General features: G+C 71.0%; 15 protein-coding genes. 10 read left to right on the forward strand and 5 right to left on the reverse strand.

Translation table 11 applies throughout. The features are described from left to right. Positions 1–25 precede the first annotated feature (25 nt). Together ACIBAD_RS07405 and ACIBAD_RS07410 are read left to right on the forward strand one after the other, a co-directional pair. Positions 26–1003 carry a glycosyltransferase family 2 protein gene (locus tag ACIBAD_RS07405; RefSeq protein ID WP_134074427.1) on the forward strand — a complete coding sequence of 326 codons (978 nt, stop codon included), beginning with the start codon at positions 26–28 and terminating at the stop codon, positions 1001–1003. Further along, positions 1003–2391 (forward strand): polysialyltransferase family glycosyltransferase, encoded by a 1389-nt coding sequence (locus ACIBAD_RS07410; RefSeq protein ID WP_398905146.1) that lies wholly within the window; start codon positions 1003–1005, stop codon positions 2389–2391. The genes ACIBAD_RS07405 and ACIBAD_RS07410 overlap by 1 nt, the downstream gene beginning before the upstream one ends. Positions 2392–2560: 169 nt before the next feature. Here ACIBAD_RS07410 and leuE read toward each other — a convergent pair whose 3' ends face one another. Together leuE and ACIBAD_RS07420 are read right to left on the reverse strand one after the other, a co-directional pair. Then, positions 2561–3214, reverse strand: a complete 654-nt coding sequence (leuE, locus tag ACIBAD_RS07415) for a leucine efflux protein LeuE (RefSeq protein ID WP_134071834.1) — start codon at positions 3212–3214, stop codon at positions 2561–2563. Between the two features lie 44 nt (positions 3215–3258). Next, positions 3259–4839: a methylmalonyl-CoA mutase gene (locus ACIBAD_RS07420; protein ID WP_398905149.1), complete on the reverse strand. Its 1581-nt coding sequence runs from the start codon at positions 4837–4839 to the stop codon at positions 3259–3261. Positions 4840–5015: 176 nt separating this feature from the next. Between ACIBAD_RS07420 and ACIBAD_RS07425 the strand changes: the two genes are divergently transcribed. After that, complete coding sequence (locus ACIBAD_RS07425) at positions 5016–5900, forward strand: peptidoglycan-binding protein (protein ID WP_398905151.1); 885 nt, start codon at positions 5016–5018, stop codon at positions 5898–5900. 315 nt (positions 5901–6215) lie between these two features. Here the strand turns inward: ACIBAD_RS07425 and ACIBAD_RS07430 are convergent, their stop codons facing one another. Together ACIBAD_RS07430 and ACIBAD_RS07435 are read right to left on the reverse strand one after the other, a co-directional pair. Further along, positions 6216–7256 carry a hypothetical protein gene (locus tag ACIBAD_RS07430; RefSeq protein WP_398905153.1) on the reverse strand — a complete coding sequence of 347 codons (1041 nt, stop codon included), beginning with the start codon at positions 7254–7256 and terminating at the stop codon, positions 6216–6218. After that, positions 7256–7999, reverse strand: a complete 744-nt coding sequence (locus ACIBAD_RS07435) for an RNA polymerase sigma factor (RefSeq protein ID WP_134074428.1) — start codon at positions 7997–7999, stop codon at positions 7256–7258. The genes ACIBAD_RS07430 and ACIBAD_RS07435 overlap by 1 nt, the downstream gene beginning before the upstream one ends. 333 nt (positions 8000–8332) lie before the next feature. On the opposite strand from ACIBAD_RS07435, the gene ACIBAD_RS07440 reads away from it, so the two are divergent. From ACIBAD_RS07440 to ACIBAD_RS07470, 7 genes are all read left to right on the forward strand, one after another. Beyond that, complete coding sequence (locus ACIBAD_RS07440; protein ID WP_134071843.1) at positions 8333–8938, forward strand: 2-oxo-4-hydroxy-4-carboxy-5-ureidoimidazoline decarboxylase; 606 nt, start codon at positions 8333–8335, stop codon at positions 8936–8938. Positions 8939–9090: 152 nt separating this feature from the next. After that, positions 9091–9471: a succinate dehydrogenase, cytochrome b556 subunit gene (gene sdhC, locus ACIBAD_RS07445; protein ID WP_078988574.1), complete on the forward strand. Its 381-nt coding sequence runs from the start codon at positions 9091–9093 to the stop codon at positions 9469–9471. A gap of 5 nt (positions 9472–9476) precedes the next feature. Beyond that, positions 9477–9959, forward strand: a complete 483-nt coding sequence (locus tag ACIBAD_RS07450; protein ID WP_030154905.1) for a succinate dehydrogenase hydrophobic membrane anchor subunit — start codon at positions 9477–9479, stop codon at positions 9957–9959. 24 nt (positions 9960–9983) lie between these two features. Then, positions 9984–11738, forward strand: coding sequence for a succinate dehydrogenase flavoprotein subunit (gene sdhA, locus ACIBAD_RS07455; protein ID WP_134071845.1), 1755 nt, complete (start codon positions 9984–9986; stop codon positions 11736–11738). Continuing rightward, on the forward strand, positions 11738–12505 hold the full coding sequence (locus ACIBAD_RS07460; protein WP_134071848.1) for a succinate dehydrogenase iron-sulfur subunit: 768 nt from the start codon (positions 11738–11740) through the stop codon (positions 12503–12505). Before sdhA ends, ACIBAD_RS07460 begins: the two co-directional genes overlap by 1 nt. Positions 12506–12661: 156 nt before the next feature. Beyond that, a complete protein-coding gene (locus ACIBAD_RS07465) occupies positions 12662–13291 on the forward strand; it encodes a Uma2 family endonuclease (protein ID WP_398905157.1) in 630 nt (209 codons plus the stop codon). 42 nt (positions 13292–13333) lie between these two features. Further along, positions 13334–13933 carry a hypothetical protein gene (locus ACIBAD_RS07470; RefSeq protein WP_398905159.1) on the forward strand — a complete coding sequence of 200 codons (600 nt, stop codon included), beginning with the start codon at positions 13334–13336 and terminating at the stop codon, positions 13931–13933. Here the strand turns inward: ACIBAD_RS07470 and ACIBAD_RS07475 are convergent. Further along, positions 13909–16404: a DUF4132 domain-containing protein gene (locus ACIBAD_RS07475; protein WP_398905161.1), complete on the reverse strand. Its 2496-nt coding sequence runs from the start codon at positions 16402–16404 to the stop codon at positions 13909–13911. The genes ACIBAD_RS07470 and ACIBAD_RS07475 overlap by 25 nt on opposite strands.

The following is a 16404-nucleotide window of genomic DNA, read 5'->3' on the forward strand; positions in this document are numbered from 1 at the left end:
CGACCAACGCCTTAATGTCTCGCGGGTGCTCAAGCTCTCTGTTGTCGTGCCGTTCTACAACGTGCAGACATACGCACCGGATGCCCTGAAAAGCCTTGAACTGAACGCCCGGGACGATTTCGAGTTCCTGCTCGTCGACGACTGTTCGACGGACGGCACGCCCGAACTCCTGGAGCGGGCGGCGCGCGAGCTGCCGGGGGCGGTGCTCCTCAGACACGAACGGAACGGCGGCCTGGCCACCGCCCGGAACACCGGCCTGGACGCGGCCCGCGGCGAGTACGTCGCGTTCCTGGACGGCGACGACTGGCTGGCGCCCGGCCACCTGGCGCGCACATTGGCCGCCATCGAGGCCCTGAGCTGCGATTTCGTCCGCAACGACCATGTCCAGGTGACCGGCCGCGCCCGTACCGTGCAGCGCGTCCCGTACGGTCCGCAGCTGGTCGTCGGCGACCCGCGCGCCGGGATCCTGCCCTCCTCCCGGGCCACCTCGGTCGACTACCCGTACGCCTGGGCCGGCATGTACCACCGGCGGCTGCTGGACCGCGGACTGCTGCACTTCACCGACGGGCTGCGGACCGCGGAGGACCGGCCGTGGATCTGGCGCCTGCACCGGGGGGCGGAGTCGTTCGCCGCGGTCGGGCTGCCGGGGATCTTCTACCGGCGCGGGGTCGCCACCTCGCTCACGCAGATCAAGGACGAGCGCCAGCTCGATTTCATCAAGGCTTTCGACCAGGTTCTGGCCGATACGGCCGAAGACCGGGAAAGCAATCTTCTGCTCCCCAAAGCCGTCCGAACATATTGTGCAATTATCGCGCACCATATCGGGTCCATCGAAAGGTACGAACCGGCCGTGGCCAAGAAACTCCGTTCGATGAGTACGGCCGCACTCGGACGCATGCCCCAGGACGTATTGGACGGGGCCCTGAACGCGATGGACGCCGACCGCGCCGGAGTACTGCGCCGCCTGCGCCGCCGGCCCGCACGAGCGGGAGCCGCACTCTGATGGCCGCTCAGCACACTCCGACGGCGACTCGGAACACCGTCCCCTGCACGCAGGTCTTCCTGGCCTCCACCCTCTACGGGATGGCCACGCTCGCCGCCGGCATCGACGCGGGCAGCTTCCCGCCGGCCGGCCGCCGCATCCTGCTCACCAGCAACCACGCCCTCACCGCCGAGGTCTCCCCCGGCCTCGCCGACATGCCGGGCTTCGCCGCACTCAGCACCCGCTTCGACGAGGTGCTCGACTGGAACGCCGCCATCGCCCCCCAGCACCCGAGCGCCTGGGCGCCGCGCGCCGAGGACGTCCCGCTGTGGGAGCGCCAGCTCCGGGCGGTCTGGGGACTGGGCGAGGACCGCGTCGAGATCATCGTGGAGTCCATCCAGGTCCCGCCCGCCCGGACGCTGTGCACGCTGTTCCCCGGCGCCGCCGTCGACGTCTACGCCGACGGGCTGATGAGCTACGGACCCACCCGCTTCCGCCTCGACCCGCAGCTCGGCATGCGCGTGCGCCGCGTCCTGCACCTGGACCTGGTGCCCGGTCTGGAACCGCTGCTGCTCACCGAGTTCGGCGTACGGCCGGAACTGGTCCCGACCCCCGAGTTCCTGAAGGTGCTCGCCGAACTCCCCTCGTACGGGCCCGAGCTGGACGGGGTCGGCGAAGCCCCGGCGCTGCTGCTCGGCCAGTACCTCTCCGCGCTCGAACTCCTCTCCCCACAGGAAGAGGAGGAGCTCCACGTGGAGATGGTCCGGGGCGCGTACGCCCTCGGCCACCGCGAGCTCGTCTTCAAGCCGCACCCCAGCGCCCCCGCCGCGTACTCGCGCCGCGCAGAGGCCGAGGCCGAGCGGCTCGGCGCCCGGCTCACCGTCATGGCCACCCCGGTCCTGGCCGAAACCCTCTACCAGCGGCTGCGCCCCGCCCTGGTCGCCGGCTGCTTCTCCACCGGGCTGCTGACGGCCGCCACCTTGTACGGGCTGCCCGTGGCGCGCACCGGGACCGAGGCCATACTGGCCCGCCTCGCCCCGTACCAGAACAGCAACCGGATCCCGCTGACGGTGGTGGACGCCCTGCTGCCCGCCCTCGCGGACGCCGGGGCCGTCGCCGGCTGGACCGCGCCCGGCCCGGACGAGAACGCGGCCCGGCTGACCGGGCTGCTCACCGCCGTCGGGTTCACCATGCAGCCGCAGATCCTGGCCCCGCGCCGCACCGAGGCCGAGCGCTACCTCGCCGCCCACCTGGACGACCGGACCCGGCGCTACTTCAAGCGCCGCCGGCTGACCACCCTCGGGCTGCCCGGCGGCATCCCGGCCCGGCTGTCCTTCCTGCCGCACAGCCCGGCCGTCCGCCGCGTGGTCCGCCGGCTGAAGCGGCTGCGCGCGGCCCGCCCGCGGTGACGGCGACCGCCGACGCGGCCCCGGTTCCCGCCCCTCGGGCCCCGGGAGCGGGCCGCGGGGGCGGGGGCCGCGGGGGCGCCGGGGCCGTCGGGCGGGGGCCGTCGGGCGGCTGCGGGCGCTCGACGGATTACGGCTGCCCGCCGCCCGTGCCTGCACCGCAGGCCGATGGCTAGCCGACGGCCAGCTTGGCGGCGAAGCCGAGGAAGAGCACGCCCGCAGCCGAGGTGGCCCCGGCCGAGAGCCGCCTGCGGCGGCGGAAGGCGGCGGAGAGCCGGGTCCCGCCGAAGATCAGCAGGGTGAGGTACAGGAAGCTGCCGAGCTGGAGCAGCGCGCCCAGCACCAGGAACGAGAGCGCCGGGTAGGCGTACGAGGGATCCACGAACTGCACGAAGAAGGAGACGAGGAACAGGATCGCCTTGGGGTTGAAGAGGCTGATCAGCAGCGCCCGGCGGTACGGCCGCTCCCCCTCGGCGCCCTCGCCCTGGTCCGGGGCCCCGGCCACCGCCTCCCGCTCGGCCCGCGAGCGCCACAGCGCCCACGCCCCGCGCATCATCCCGACGGCGAGCCAGGTCAGGTACCCGGCGCCGAGCAGCTTGACGATGCCGAAGGCCACCGGACTGGCCTGGAGCAGCGCCCCCGCCCCGGCTGCGGCGAGCACCATCAGCACGGCGTCGCCGGTGAACACCCCGGCGGCGGCCTTGTACCCGGTCCGCACCCCGCGGCGCGCCGCGACGGAGAGCACGTACAGCGAGTTCGGCCCCGGCAGCAAAATGATCAATATGAGCCCGACGAGATAGGTCGGCAGATCGGTGACACCCAGCATGAGCAGGAGTGTCCCATGAGGACGCACCTGTCGTCGCTCGTATTTCACCATGTGGAATCGGTCGGCTCGTACGTCCCCCACACCTCCCGCAGGGCGTTGCAGACCTCGCCCACCGTGGCGCGGGCGCGCAGGGCCTCCTTCATGGGGTAGAGCACGTTGGCCGTGCCCGCCGCCGCCTCGCGCAGGGCGCTCAGCGCTGCCGCCACCGCCTCGCCGTCGCGCTCCGCGCGCAGGGCCGCCAGTGCCTGCCGCTGCCGGTTCTCGATCTCCGGGTCGACGCGCAGCGGCTCGTACCGCTCCTCCTGCTCCAGGGTGAAGCGGTTGACCCCGACCACCACGCGCTCGCCGCCGTCCGTCTCCCGCGCGATGCGGTACGCGTTCCGCTCGATCTCCCCCTTCTGGAAGCCGGCCTCGATGGCGGCCACCGCCCCGCCCAGGTCCTCCACCCGCCGCATCAGCGCGAGCGCCGCCTCCTCGACCTCGTCCGTCATCCGCTCCACCGCGTACGAGCCCGCGAGGGGATCGACGGTGTGCGGCACGTCCGTCTCGTACGCGAGCACCTGCTGGGTCCGCAGCGCGAGGCGCGCCGCCTTCTCCGTCGGCAGGGCGATCGCCTCGTCGAAGGAGTTGGTGTGCAGCGACTGGGTGCCGCCCAGCACCGCCGCCAGCGCCTGCACGGCCACCCGTACGAGGTTCAGCTCGGGCTGCTGCGCCGTCAGCTGGACCCCGGCCGTCTGGGTGTGGAAGCGCAGCATCAGCGACTTCGGGTTCCGGGCCCCGAACTCCTCGCGCATGACCCGGGCCCAGATCCGGCGCGCGGCCCGGAACTTCGCGACCTCCTCCAGCAGCGTGGTGCGGGAGACGAAGAAGAAGGAGAGGCGCGGGGCGAACTCGTCGACCTCCATCCCGGCGGCCAGCGCGGTGCGTACGTACGCGATCCCGTCCGCCAGTGTGAAGGCGATCTCCTGCGCGGGCGAGGCCCCGGCCTCGGCCATGTGGTAGCCGGAGATGGAGATGGTGTTCCAGCGGGGGATCTCGGCCTTGCAGTACCGGAAGGTGTCGGCGGTCAGCCGGAGCGAGGGCTCGGGCGGGAAGATGTACGTGCCCCGCGCGATGTACTCCTTGAGCACGTCGTTCTGCACGGTCCCGGTCAGCTGCGCGCCCGCGATCCCGTGCTCCTCGGCGACCAGCTGGTACATGAGGAGCAGCAGCGCCGCCGGGGCGTTGATCGTCATGGAAGTGGAGACCCGGTCGAGCGGGATCCCGTCGAAGAGCACCCGCATGTCGTCGACGGAGTCGACGGCGACGCCGACCTTTCCGACCTCGCCGTGCGCGAGCGGCGCGTCGGAGTCGTGGCCCATCTGCGTCGGGAGGTCGAAGGCGACCGAGAGACCGGTGCCGCCGCCGGCGATGAGCTGCCGGTAGCGGGCGTTGGACTCGGCCGCCGTCCCGAAGCCGGCGTACTGCCGCATGGTCCACGGCTTGCCGGTGTACATGGTCGGGTAGACACCGCGCGTGTACGGATACGCCCCCGGTTCACCCAGTTTGTCCCCGGGATTCCACCTCGTCAGATCCCCCGGCCTATACACAGGTTCGATCGGAATCCCGCTCTCGGTACTGGCCATGTGACCAAACCCTCCATGGAGCAAATGGGCTCGGGGCTGATACAACTCCCCGCGGCGGCTCCGGCTGTCGTCTGACGGCCGCTGGTCACAATGGCGCAACATCCCTGGACTGTCTGCAACTGTCCACGCCCGTCAGGCATCACCTACATACACGACGTAGAAATCGGGGGACTGCAATGCATCGCCAGAGAGTCATAATCCGCACGCTCGGGGTGGCCACCGCCGTCGCGCTCGCCGCGACCGCCTGCGGGCCCCAGAAGACGGAGCCGGCCGGCTCCGCTTCCAAGGTTCCGTCCGCGTCCGCGGCGGGTTCCACCCCCGAGAGTTCTCCGTCGACGGACGACAAGCCCGCCGACGCCTCCCCCTCGCCCTCGGCGTCCGCCTCGCAGTCGGCCTCGCCGTCCGCGTCCGCCTCCCCGTCGCCGACGGTCAAGGCCATCATGGCGAACGGCGACGAGAGCGAGCAGGTGCGCGAGCTCCAGGCCCGCCTGAAGCAGCTCAAGTACATGACGGTCGCCCCGACCGGCTTCTACGGCTCGAAGACGACCGCCGCGGTCAAGTCCTTCCAGTCGAAGAACGGCCTCACGGCCTCGGGCGCGGTCGACGAAGCCACCTGGAAGAAGATCCAGAGCGTCAGCAAGAAGCCCACCGCCGACGAGCTGCGCCCGCCGACCGTCAACGAGGTCGACGCCCCGGACCCGCGCTGCATGACGGGCCGCGTGATGTGCATCAGCAAGGAGAGCCGCACGCTCGCCTGGATGATCGACGGCAAGATCATCTCCACCATGGACGTCCGCTTCGGCTCCGAGAACACCCCGACCCGCGAGGGCCAGTTCAAGGTGGAGTGGAAGGCCAAGGACTGGACGTCGACGATCTACCACACGCCGATGCCGTACTCGATGTTCTTCAGCCAGGGCCAGGCGGTGCACTACTCGGCCGACTTCGCGGCCCGCGGTTACGCCGGCGCCTCGCACGGCTGTGTGAACGTCCGCGACAAGGGCAAGCTCGCGTCGCTGTTCGAGCAGGTGCAGGTCGGCGACAAGGTCGTCGTCTACTGGTGATCCCCGGCGGCCGGGCGGTGCCGGCGATCCCGGTGACTCCGGTGATCCGGTCGGTGAAGTAAAGGGCGCGGGCAGGGCCGGGGGAACGAACCCTGCCCGCGCCGGGTGCGCAGAGCCCAGGGGTACGGGGGGAACCCCGGCTCATGCGCGGCCGATGACCAGTCGGCTCGATATGTACTGCGCCGCAGGTTCGAAAAGTGTTACAGCCCGTTCATGCCGACGGCCGGAACCTGCACGGTGAGCCCGTACGGACCGCCCCAAGACCACCCGAAGGATGGCCGGAAACAGTCGTCGGACCTTCGGACTTTCGGACTTTCAGCGCGACGGCAGGCGCACGGGCGCGGACATGCCCGGACTGGCCGGAGCGAGCGTCGGCGCCTTGAGTACGTCGCCCCCGGTCTCCGAACCGCGCGGAATGGTCGGAGTGGTGCTCCTGGCCGGCCCGTCGAGCAGTTCCTCGCAGAAGCGCGGGATGCGGGCGAGGCCCTTGGCCAGCTTCGAGAGCTTGTCGCGGCGGTCCGCGTTCATCTCCCCCGACCGGTAGGCCTCGCACAGGTCCACCGCCCTGAGGCGGGTCTGCTTGTCGGCGTCCTTCAGCAGGGTGGTCCCGCCCTCCAGCGCGTCCTTGCCGTCCTTCGCGGCTCCGCCGTCGCTGCCACCCTTGTCGGCGTCGCCGCCGGAGGCCGCGTCGGGGCCTGTTCCCGTTCCGGTTCCGAACCCCTGCTGTCCGCCCGAGTCCGTGCCGCCGGGGGTCGCCCCGCCGCCCGGGGTGGCCTGCACTCCGTCGGCGCCCCGGAAGGGGGTGGGCCGCAGCTGCGGCCCCGGGCTCCGCCCGCCGGTGTCGCCGGGCGGTGTCGGGTTCTCGTCGGCACTGAGGGACACCGCCGGTACGGGACCCGCCGAGTCGTGCGTGCTCCGGTCCAGCAGACCGGCCCCCGCGGCGACCGCCAAGCCTCCGACGGCGACGCCGGCCAGCGCGGCGACGAGCCCGAACCGCACCGGGCGGCTGCGCCGGGCCGCGGCCACGGGGGCTGCGAGGGGGAGGATCCTGCCGAGTTCCACGAGGGGTGAGGTGTCGCCGCCGGCCGGAGCGGACACCCCGGACGCCGCCGGCGCCCCGGAGAGCGTCGAAGCCCCGGCCCCGGCGCGCGCCGCGCGGAAGGCGGCCACCGCGGCGGCCTCGCCGGGCAGTTCCACCCCGGCGCAGGGCTGCGGCCCGGCCAGCATGTCGAGGGCGGCTCTGAGCCGGGCCTCCGCTTCGCGGGCGCTCCGGTCGCCGCCAGGTACGGCCGGGCGGCCGCGCAGCACTCGTTCCGCCGCGGCCTGGTCCAGCCACCTGTTGCGCTCGTCGGCCATCACATGTCCTTCTGCGTCCGCCAACGTGAATGCGTCACACCGGTTTGCTGTACGAGACCACCGCCCCGGCCGCGCTGAGCGGGTACGGCGTCGAGATCCCTCCCGCCCCCGTCGTCCCGCGCCTGGCCACCGGCATTATGGCCGACCGCGCCCGTGGGATCCGAGCCCGGATCCGGTTCCGGCGCGAAGCCGCCGTCCGGGCCGAGCAGCTCGGCCAGTTTCTTCAGGCCGCGATGGGCCGCGGTGCGGACGGCCCCGGGCCGCTTGCCCAGGGTCTCGGCCGCGCTCTTCGCGTCGAGGCCGACGACGACCCGGAGCACCACGGCCTCGGCCTGGTCCTGCGGAAGCTGGGCGATCAGCGCCATGGTCAGGCCGGTCGACAGGGCCTCCATCGCCTCGCCGGCGGTGTCGCTGTCCGCGGCGCGGCCCGTCAGCTCGGTCTCGTCGCCGCCGATGGCGGGGCGGCGTCCGCGCATGCGGATGTGGTCGAGGGCCCGATTGCGGCCGATGCGTGCGGCCCAGCCGCGGAAGCGGTCGGCGTCACCTGTGAAGGAGTCGAGGTCGCGGGCTATCTGCAGCCACGCCTCCGAGGTCACGTCCTCCGCGTCGCCGTCCCCGACGAGCGTGCGTACGTATCCGAGCAGGCGCGGGTGCACGGCGCGGTACACAGTACGGAAAGCGCTTTCGTCGCCGCCCTGTGCCGCGAGCACCGCGGTGGTCAGCTCCGCGTCGTCCCCCAGCAAAGTCCCCAACCGTTTCACTGTCCTGTACCTGTGGCGCAAATCAGCACGTTACGGCTTTCAAGTACCTTCGTCCACGAGTTGTACGGGGAGCAACCACTCGTGCGCGAAGCGGGGTGTGACACAAAACGCACTCGCGGCGCTGACAGGGGTACGGGCTTGTCGCACGAGCCCGTACGGACGGCGACCGGGGCCTCTCCTGTGGGGGGTGGCGGCCTCGGTCGTCTTCCTCTCTTCCCCACCAGGCTGTTTCCCCGCCGCACACGTCATCCTTTCGGCTCACTTCCGGGTGAAAACCTCGGATCGGTACGACACACCCGGCCCCGCGTCGCTAGCGTGGCGGTACACCCGCGCCACGCCCCGAGGAGCCCCCCGCTGTCCAGCCACCTTCCGGCACAGGCCCGCGGCAGCTCCGATCCCTCCTCCGGCTCCGGACTGGCGCGGTTCAACGCCCTCTCCCCCGAAGCCGCCGAGGCCGTGCTGCTGCACTGCTGCGGGAGCCGGCGCTGGGCGCAGCGGGTGGCCGTGCACCGCCCGTACCCGGATCCGGGCGCGCTACTCGCCGCCGCCGACGAGGCCTCGTACGACCTCTCCCAGGCGGACCTGAGCGAGGCGCTGGCCTCGGAGTTCCCGGTGGAGCTGGACCACGGGGCCTCGTACGCGGCCCTGCTGGCGCTCGACGCCGCGCACGCGGAGTACGAGCGCAAGTTCGGCCACGCGTTCGTGATCTGCCTGGCCGGGCACCCGCCGGAGGAGCAGGCGGACCAGCTGCTGGCCGCGATCCGGCGCCGCATGGAGCTGGAGGCGGACGAGGAGCGGTCGATCTCCGCGGACGAGCTGCGCCGCCTCGCCCAGGCGCGGCTCGCCGACCTGACACATTGGCTGACCTCCCCAGACGGGGTATCCGCTGCGAATTCCGGGCTATTCGCCCCTGTGGGATAGTCCGTCCGTGCCTGTTTGATCACACCGATGGACCCGGCGCGAGGGAACCGACAAAGCGTCGCTACGATGTCCGGGGCCGGAGGACCGTACCCGGCCGGGCCCGACCGACAAAGAAGCCGGCTGGCCCCCGCCCCGCTTCCGGAGGGTTTTCCGTGCCGGCTGGAACGTTGTACCGCGGCCGGGAAGGAATGTGGTCCTGGGTGGCTCATCGAGTCACCGGCGTCCTCATCTTCTTCTTCCTGTTCGTACACGTCCTCGACACCGCTCTCGTCCGCGTCTCCCCCGAGGCGTACGACGATGTCGTGGCTACCTACAAGACTCCGATCGTCGCGCTGCTGGAGTACGGCCTCGTGGCCGCCATCCTCTTCCACGCGCTCAACGGTCTCCGTGTGATCGCCGTGGACTTCTGGTCCAAGGGCCCCCGTCTCCAGAAGCAGATGCTCTGGGGCGTCATGATCGTCTGGATCATCCTGATGATCGGGGCCCTGTACCCCGTCCTGGGCCACGCAGCTGCCGAACTGTTCGGGAAGTGACACCCATGTCTTCTGACACTTCTTCCGCCCAGGCCATCGGCGACGTGGAGGGCGTGAGCCTCTACGACGTCGACAACCCGGCGCCGTACATCGAGGCCCCGCGCAAGCGCACGGGCAAGACGCCCCGCTCGACCCGCGGCAACTTCGAGATGGCCGCCTGGCTGTTCATGCGCCTCTCGGGCATCGTCCTCGTCGTGCTCGTGCTCGGCCACCTGCTGATCCAGCTCGTGCTGGACGGCGGCGTCTCCAAGATCGGCTTCGCCTTCGTGGCCGGCCGCTGGGCGTCCCCGTTCTGGCAGGTCTGGGACCTGCTGATGCTGTGGCTCGCCATGCTGCACGGCGCCAACGGTCTGCGTACCGTCATCAACGACTACGCGGAGCGCGCCAACACGCGGCTGTGGCTGAAGGGCCTGCTCTACACCGCCACGGTGTTCACCATCCTTCTGGGCACGCTGGTGATCTTCACCTTCGACCCGAACATCCGCTAGGCAACGGGGCTGAGGCGAAACAAGATGAAGATCCACAAGTACGACACCGTCATCGTCGGCGCAGGTGGCGCGGGCATGCGTGCCGCCATCGAGTCGACGAAGCGCAGCCGCACCGCCGTGCTGACGAAGCTCTACCCCACCCGCTCCCACACGGGCGCCGCGCAGGGCGGCATGGCCGCCGCGCTGGCGAACGTGGAGGAGGACAACTGGGAGTGGCACACCTTCGACACGGTCAAGGGCGGTGACTACCTGGTCGACCAGGACGCCGCCGAGATCCTGGCGAAGGAGGCCATCGACGCCGTCCTCGACCTGGAGAAGATGGGCCTGCCGTTCAACCGCACGCCGGACGGCACCATCGACCAGCGCCGCTTCGGCGGCCACTCGCGCAACCACGGCGAGGCCCCGGTCCGCCGGTCCTGCTACGCCGCGGACCGCACCGGCCACATGATCCTCCAGACGCTGTACCAGAACTGCGTCAAGGAGGGCGTGGAGTTCTTCAACGAGTTCTACGTCCTGGACCAGCTCCTCGTCGAGGAGGACGGCGTCAAGAAGTCGGCCGGTGTGGTCGCGTACGAGCTCGCCACCGGCGAGATCCACGTGTTCCAGGCCAAGGCCGTCATCTACGCCTCCGGCGGCACCGGCAAGTTCTTCAAGGTGACCTCGAACGCGCACACCCTCACGGGTGACGGCCAGGCGGCCTGCTACCGCCGCGGCCTGCCGCTGGAGGACATGGAGTTCTTCCAGTTCCACCCGACGGGCATCTGGCGCATGGGCATCCTGCTGACGGAGGGCGCCCGCGGTGAGGGCGGCATCCTCCGCAACAAGGACGGCGAGCGCTTCATGGAGAAGTACGCGCCGGTCATGAAGGACCTCGCGTCCCGTGACGTCGTCTCGCGCTCCATCTACACCGAGATCCGCGAGGGCCGCGGCTGCGGTCCGGCCGGTGACCACGTGTACCTGGACCTGACGCACCTGCCGCCGGAGCAGCTCGACGCGAAGCTCCCGGACATCACCGAGTTCGCGCGCACCTACCTGGGCATCGAGCCGTACACGGACCCGATCCCGATCCAGCCCACCGCGCACTACGCCATGGGCGGCATCCCGACGAACGTCGAGGGTGAGGTCCTGGCGGACAACACCACCGTCGTCCCGGGCCTGTACGCGGCCGGCGAGGTCGCCTGCGTCTCCGTGCACGGCGCCAACCGCCTCGGCACCAACTCGCTGCTGGACATCAACGTGTTCGGCAAGCGCTCGGGCATCGCCGCGGCCAAGTACTCGCAGGAGAACGACTACGTCGAGCTCCCCGAGAACCCGGCGCAGCAGGTCATCGACCTCGTCGAGCACCTGCGCAACTCCACGGGCAAGGAGCGGGTCGCCGACCTGCGCCTGGAGCTCCAGGAGACGATGGACGCCTGCGTGATGGTCTTCCGTACGGAGCAGACCATCAAGACCGCGGTCGAGAAGATCGCGGAGCTGCGCGAGCGCTACAAGAACGTGTCCGTCCAGGACAAGGGCAAGCGCTTCAACACGGACCTGCTGGAGGCCATCGAGCTGGGCAACCTGCTCGACCTGGCCGAGGTCATGGCCGTGTCCGCGCTGGCGCGCAAGGAGTCCCGCGGCGGTCACTACCGCGAGGACTACCCGAACCGCGACGACGTCAACTTCATGCGCCACACCATGGCGTACCGCGAGGTCGGAGCCGATGGCTCGGACTCGGTCCGGCTCGACTACAAGCCGGTCGTGACGACCCGCTACCAGCCGATGGAGCGTAAGTACTGATGGCTACCCCGACCCTGTCCAAGACGGACAAGATGGAAGAGGCGGCAGCGGCCTCCCCGTACATCACGGTCACCTTCCGGATCCGCCGCTTCAACCCCGAGATCTCGGACGAGGCGCAGTGGCAGGACTTCCAGATCGAGATCGACCCGAAGGAGCGCGTGCTCGACGGTCTCCACAAGATCAAGTGGGACCTCGACGGCACGCTGACGTTCCGCCGGTCGTGCGCGCACGGCATCTGCGGTTCCGACGCGATGCGGATCAACGGCAAGAACAGGCTCGCCTGCAAGACGCTGATCAAGGACATCAACCCGGAGAAGCCGATCACGGTCGAGGCCATCAAGGGCCTCACCGTGATGAAGGACCTTGTCGTCGACATGGAGCCCTTCTTCCAGGCGTACCGCGACGTCATGCCGTTCCTCGTCACCAACGGGAACGAGCCGACGCGCGAGCGCCTGCAGTCGGCGGAGGACCGCGAGCGGTTCGACGACACCACGAAGTGCATCCTGTGCGCGGCGTGCACCTCGTCGTGCCCGGTGTTCTGGAACGACGGGCAGTACTTCGGCCCGGCGGCGATCGTCAACGCCCACCGCTTCATCTTCGACTCGCGTGACGAGGCCGGCGAGCAGCGGCTGGAGATCCTGAACGACAAGGACGGCGTGTGGCGCTGCCGCACGACCTTCAACTGCACCGACGCGTGCCCCCGCGGCATCGAGGTCACGAAGGCGATCCAGGAAGTCAAGCGCGCGCTGATCACGCGCCGCTTCTGATTCCCGGCGCGTCCGCGCTCGTACGAGGGCCCCGCTCCCCGGTTTCCACCGGGGGTCGGGGCCCTCGCCCGTTCGGGTGAGCGGGCCGTACCCGGCGCCGGGAGCCCGCTCGGTCCTACGATGATGCTCTCGACAGCAGCCCACGGGAGGCACGCAATGTCCGCAGCACCCGCTGAGCGGCCCCAGGGCGAACGGCCGCTCATCGACATGGCCAACCGGCTCATGGAGCAGAACCCGGGCGCCCGTGTCGAGATCATCGGAAGCCAGATCCTCGTGTCACCACCAGCCGACGGCGCCCACGCCGAGGCCCTGACCGACCTCATGATTCCCTTCCTCGCGGTGGGATTGCACGGCCAGGAGTCGCGGGTGCTCCAGGCCATCGGCATCTGGCTCCCCAGTGGGCGTGAGGACTACGCCATCCCCGATCTCTCCGTGGTCGACGCCGACTACGAGGACCACCTCGTCGAGAACAACAGCTACGACCCGGTCGCCTTCCGGCTGGTCCTGGAGGTCACGTCCAGCAACTACCGGACCGACCTGCGCGACAAGGTCGCCGCGTACGCCGACGCCAAGGTCCCTGTCTACGTGGTCGTCGACCGCAAGCACTACCGTCTGCACGTACTCACCGACCCGGTCGCCGACGGGTACGGCTCCCACCGCATCCACGCTCCGGGCGAGCTCGTCACCCTCCCCGAGTCCATCGGCGCCAAGGTGACCCTGGACGTCGAGGCCGTGCTCGCGGCGGCGCGGCGCACGCCCGGGAGCGAAGAGAACGACCTCGCCTGATCCGGGTACGAGTCGGGGCGTGGCTGTGGAAAGATCGAGCGCATGAGCGAGCAGCAGCCGAATCCGTACTCAGGTGACAACGGGGCCCCGGGCGGCCCCGGTTATGGCTATCCCCAGGGGTATCCGGCGACGCCCGGGACCCCCGGGTACGGGTACCCGGCCCAGCCGCCCGCGCCGGGATACGGATACCCCCAGGACACCCCGCCCGCGCCCGGATACCAGCCGACCATGGGCGGCGCCGGCATCCCCGCCCCCGGGCAGCCCCCGATGATGCCGCCCGGGCAGCCCGCGGGCTACGGCGGCTCCGGCCTCGCCCTCGGCGACATCACCATCGCCGGGGACCAGATCATGACCCCCTCGGGCCCGATGCCGCTCAAGGGCGCGATGTGGAACGCCTCGGACCTCTCCCGCACCGAGACGAAGATCCCGGCGCACGCCATCGTGCTCGCGGTCATCTTCTTCCTGTTCTGCCTGCTCGGCCTGCTCTTCCTCCTCATGAAGGAGAAGACCACCACCGGCTACATCCAGGTCACGGTCACCAGCGGCGGCCGCCACCACTCCACGATGATCCCGGCGGTCGACGCGAGCACCTACCCGTGGGTGATGCAGCAGATCAACTACGCCCGTTCCCTCAGTATCTGACGGGTGATCGTCTGGTCGGTGATGCCGGTGTCGTCCGCCAGCATCATCGCCTTGCTGAGGATCAGGGCGAGCGTCCGGTCCCCCTCGAAGGGCAGGTAGCCGGTCTCCGTCCCGGAGGCCGTGCGCCCCGCCGGGACGATGCACAGGTACTGGTCGCCCGGGTCCATGAGGATGTTCCCCGACCCGAGGTGGATCCGGTACGTGCGCAGCTCGCCCCGCACGTGCAGGAACCGCCCCTCGATCCGGCACCGGTCGGCGATGGCCAGCCTCGGGACCAGCCGCTCCAGCAGGAGCCTGCGGGTCTCGGCGCTCTGGTTCAGCTCGCCGAATCCGTACGAGGTCCAGTAGTCGCGGAAGCGGCCCGCGGGGCCGCCGTCCTGCCAGGCCGGGTCATTGCCGACGCTGGCCACCCCGACGAACAGGTCGACGTCGCGCAGGACTTCGCTGAGCACGAGCGCGGGTACCTCGGCCAGCGGCAGCGGGTCGACCGGGTCCTCGCCGCCGCGGAGCCACATCGTGTACTCGCCGCCGCAGGCGTGGGCCATGTTCGGCGGGGCGCCGATCGGGTAGAAGCGCACCTGGTCGGTGCACAGCCGCAGGAAGCTGCCCGAGTCGGTGATGTCCTCGTAGCTGCCGTCCCCGCTGTCGCCCTCGATCCAGTACTCGGCCCGCAGCCCCCACTGGGGCAGCTCGCGCACGGCGGGCGGCGCGCTGTCGTCGACGGCCAGGCGCAGCGTGTTGCGCCAGCCCCGGACGGCGGCCAGCGAGTGGAACTGGTGCTGGCGCAGGTAGTGCGCGGCGAACCGGTTGGAGTACGTGCCGGTGCGGAGCTCGGCGTCGGTGAGCGGGTACACCTCGCGGTGGGCCTGCTTGAACGGCTGGGTGATGCCGTACCGTTCGAGCCAGTCCTGCCAGGCCGCGACCTCGGCCGGCTCCCGGTCGACGGGGTGCCAGAGCGTCACTTCGGCGCCCGCCGTGACCGGGGTGTCGGCGAGGGTGCGCAGCTCGCCGTCGGCGAAGCCGACCGGGATGCCGTCCACCACCCACAGCAGGCGGCGGGCGAGGGTGCCGACCAGGGGGTGGTCGACGTACCGCTCGCGCCACTGCGCGTACGTCCAGCTGCGCCGGGCGAGGAACTGCCGGTCCAGCCGCTCGGCCTGCGCGCCGAGCATCTTGTCGATGTCCTTGACGGCTGCCTTGAGCTCCTTGAGCTCCTCGGCGTGGTCGCGGCGCACGGCCGCCGGCACGCTCTTGACCGCCCTGCCCGTGGCGCCGCGCCAGGAGAGCACCGCCTTGGGGCCGCGGACTTCCACGAGGGCGGTGGTGGCGCCCAGGGCGTACTCGGCCTGCCCGACGGACGTCAGCCCGTACGCGGGCACGGCGAGCTCCTCGATCTCCTCCCGGCCCAGTCCGAGCGCGCTGGCCCGCGCCTCAAGGGCGGAGTCCAGCATCTTGAGGGTTCCCTTGAACGTCACGCGGGTGGCGAGCCGGGCCAGTTCGGCGAGGGCGGCCTCGCTGTCGATGCGGGACAGGGCGGTGACTCCCGCGTTGGCGACCTTGGGGCCCCGCGGGCCCAGTCCCGCGACCTTGCGCAGCGAGCTCTCGACGAGCGCGCCGAGCGCCCGCGCGATGTCCGGGTGCGGGGGCAGGAAGGACAGCAGCCAGGCCAGTCCGCGCAGCGCGTTGGCGTTGTACGCGTCCCACATCTCGTTCGGGTTCGGCCCGTACCGCTCCTCGTCGAGGGCGAGGGTGCGGGGCGCGCCGACGAGCCGGAGCCAGCCGAGCAGCTGCTCGCGTACGGCGTCCTCCCCGGCTTCCCCGATCAGCGCCCGGCCGGTCTTCTCCCATGTGCCGCTGGGCTTGGTGGCCTTCGCGGTCGCCGCGTGCGCGAGGAGGGCGTGCCAGCGCTCCCCGTCCGCCATCGCCCGGTCCGACCAGGCTTCCCCGACGTTGAGCACGGGCTCCGTCAGCCGCGCGGCGAGCGCGATGACCGGCTTGTAGCCGTACGCGACCAGGGCGCTTCGGCGCAGGGTGGCGACAGCGGCCGGCGGTACCGTGCGGCCCGCGTCCAGCTCGGCGAGCACCAGCTCCGGCGCCCATCCGCAGTAGTTGACCTGCCCCATCCGGCCGAGCTCCGCGAATTTGCCCAGCCGTTCGGCGGGGAGCGGGTCGCCCCCGGGCAGGTCCCGTCCGGCGGCGGCGATGAGGGCCAGCGCGTTCACCCGGGCCCGGGAGTCCTCCGCGAGGGAGCGGAAGGTGTCGGCCAGCCGGTCCACGAGCCGCTGCCGGAACTCCACCGGCCGGGCGCGGACGGCGCCGATCACCTCGGCCGCCTCCCCGTGGCCCCAGTGGCCGCTGTAGTGAACGGCGGCCTTCAGCAGCGTGGTGGCGAGCTCGGCGGCGTCCTCCTCATCCAGGGCGCGGTGGACGGCGTCCGCGTAGCCGTTGTCGGTCTTCCTGCTCCCGGCCAT

Origin of the sequence: Streptomyces sp. NPDC051109, assembly GCF_044455885.1 — a bacterium.
Taxonomy (GTDB): domain Bacteria; phylum Actinomycetota; class Actinomycetes; order Streptomycetales; family Streptomycetaceae; genus Streptomyces.

Bases quoted from the DNA above. Each gene is read 5' to 3' on its own strand.
- sdhA (WP_134071845.1), top strand. From the start codon at position 9,984: ATGAAGATCCACAAGTACGACACCGTCATCGTCGGCGCAGGTGGCGCG.
- ACIBAD_RS07450 (WP_030154905.1), top strand. From the start codon at position 9,477: ATGTCTTCTGACACTTCTTCCGCCCAGGCCATCGGCGACGTGGAGGGC.
- ACIBAD_RS07425 (WP_398905151.1), top strand. From the start codon at position 5,016: ATGCATCGCCAGAGAGTCATAATCCGCACGCTCGGGGTGGCCACCGCC.
- leuE (WP_134071834.1), bottom strand. From the start codon at position 3,214: ATGCTGGGTGTCACCGATCTGCCGACCTATCTCGTCGGGCTCATATTG.
- ACIBAD_RS07420 (WP_398905149.1), bottom strand. From the start codon at position 4,839: ATGGCCAGTACCGAGAGCGGGATTCCGATCGAACCTGTGTATAGGCCG.
- ACIBAD_RS07465 (WP_398905157.1), top strand. From the start codon at position 12,662: ATGTCCGCAGCACCCGCTGAGCGGCCCCAGGGCGAACGGCCGCTCATC.
- ACIBAD_RS07475 (WP_398905161.1), bottom strand. From the start codon at position 16,404: ATGGCCGGGAGCAGGAAGACCGACAACGGCTACGCGGACGCCGTCCAC.
- ACIBAD_RS07460 (WP_134071848.1), top strand. From the start codon at position 11,738: ATGGCTACCCCGACCCTGTCCAAGACGGACAAGATGGAAGAGGCGGCA.
- ACIBAD_RS07470 (WP_398905159.1), top strand. From the start codon at position 13,334: ATGAGCGAGCAGCAGCCGAATCCGTACTCAGGTGACAACGGGGCCCCG.
- ACIBAD_RS07410 (WP_398905146.1), top strand. From the start codon at position 1,003: ATGGCCGCTCAGCACACTCCGACGGCGACTCGGAACACCGTCCCCTGC.
- ACIBAD_RS07430 (WP_398905153.1), bottom strand. From the start codon at position 7,256: ATGGCCGACGAGCGCAACAGGTGGCTGGACCAGGCCGCGGCGGAACGA.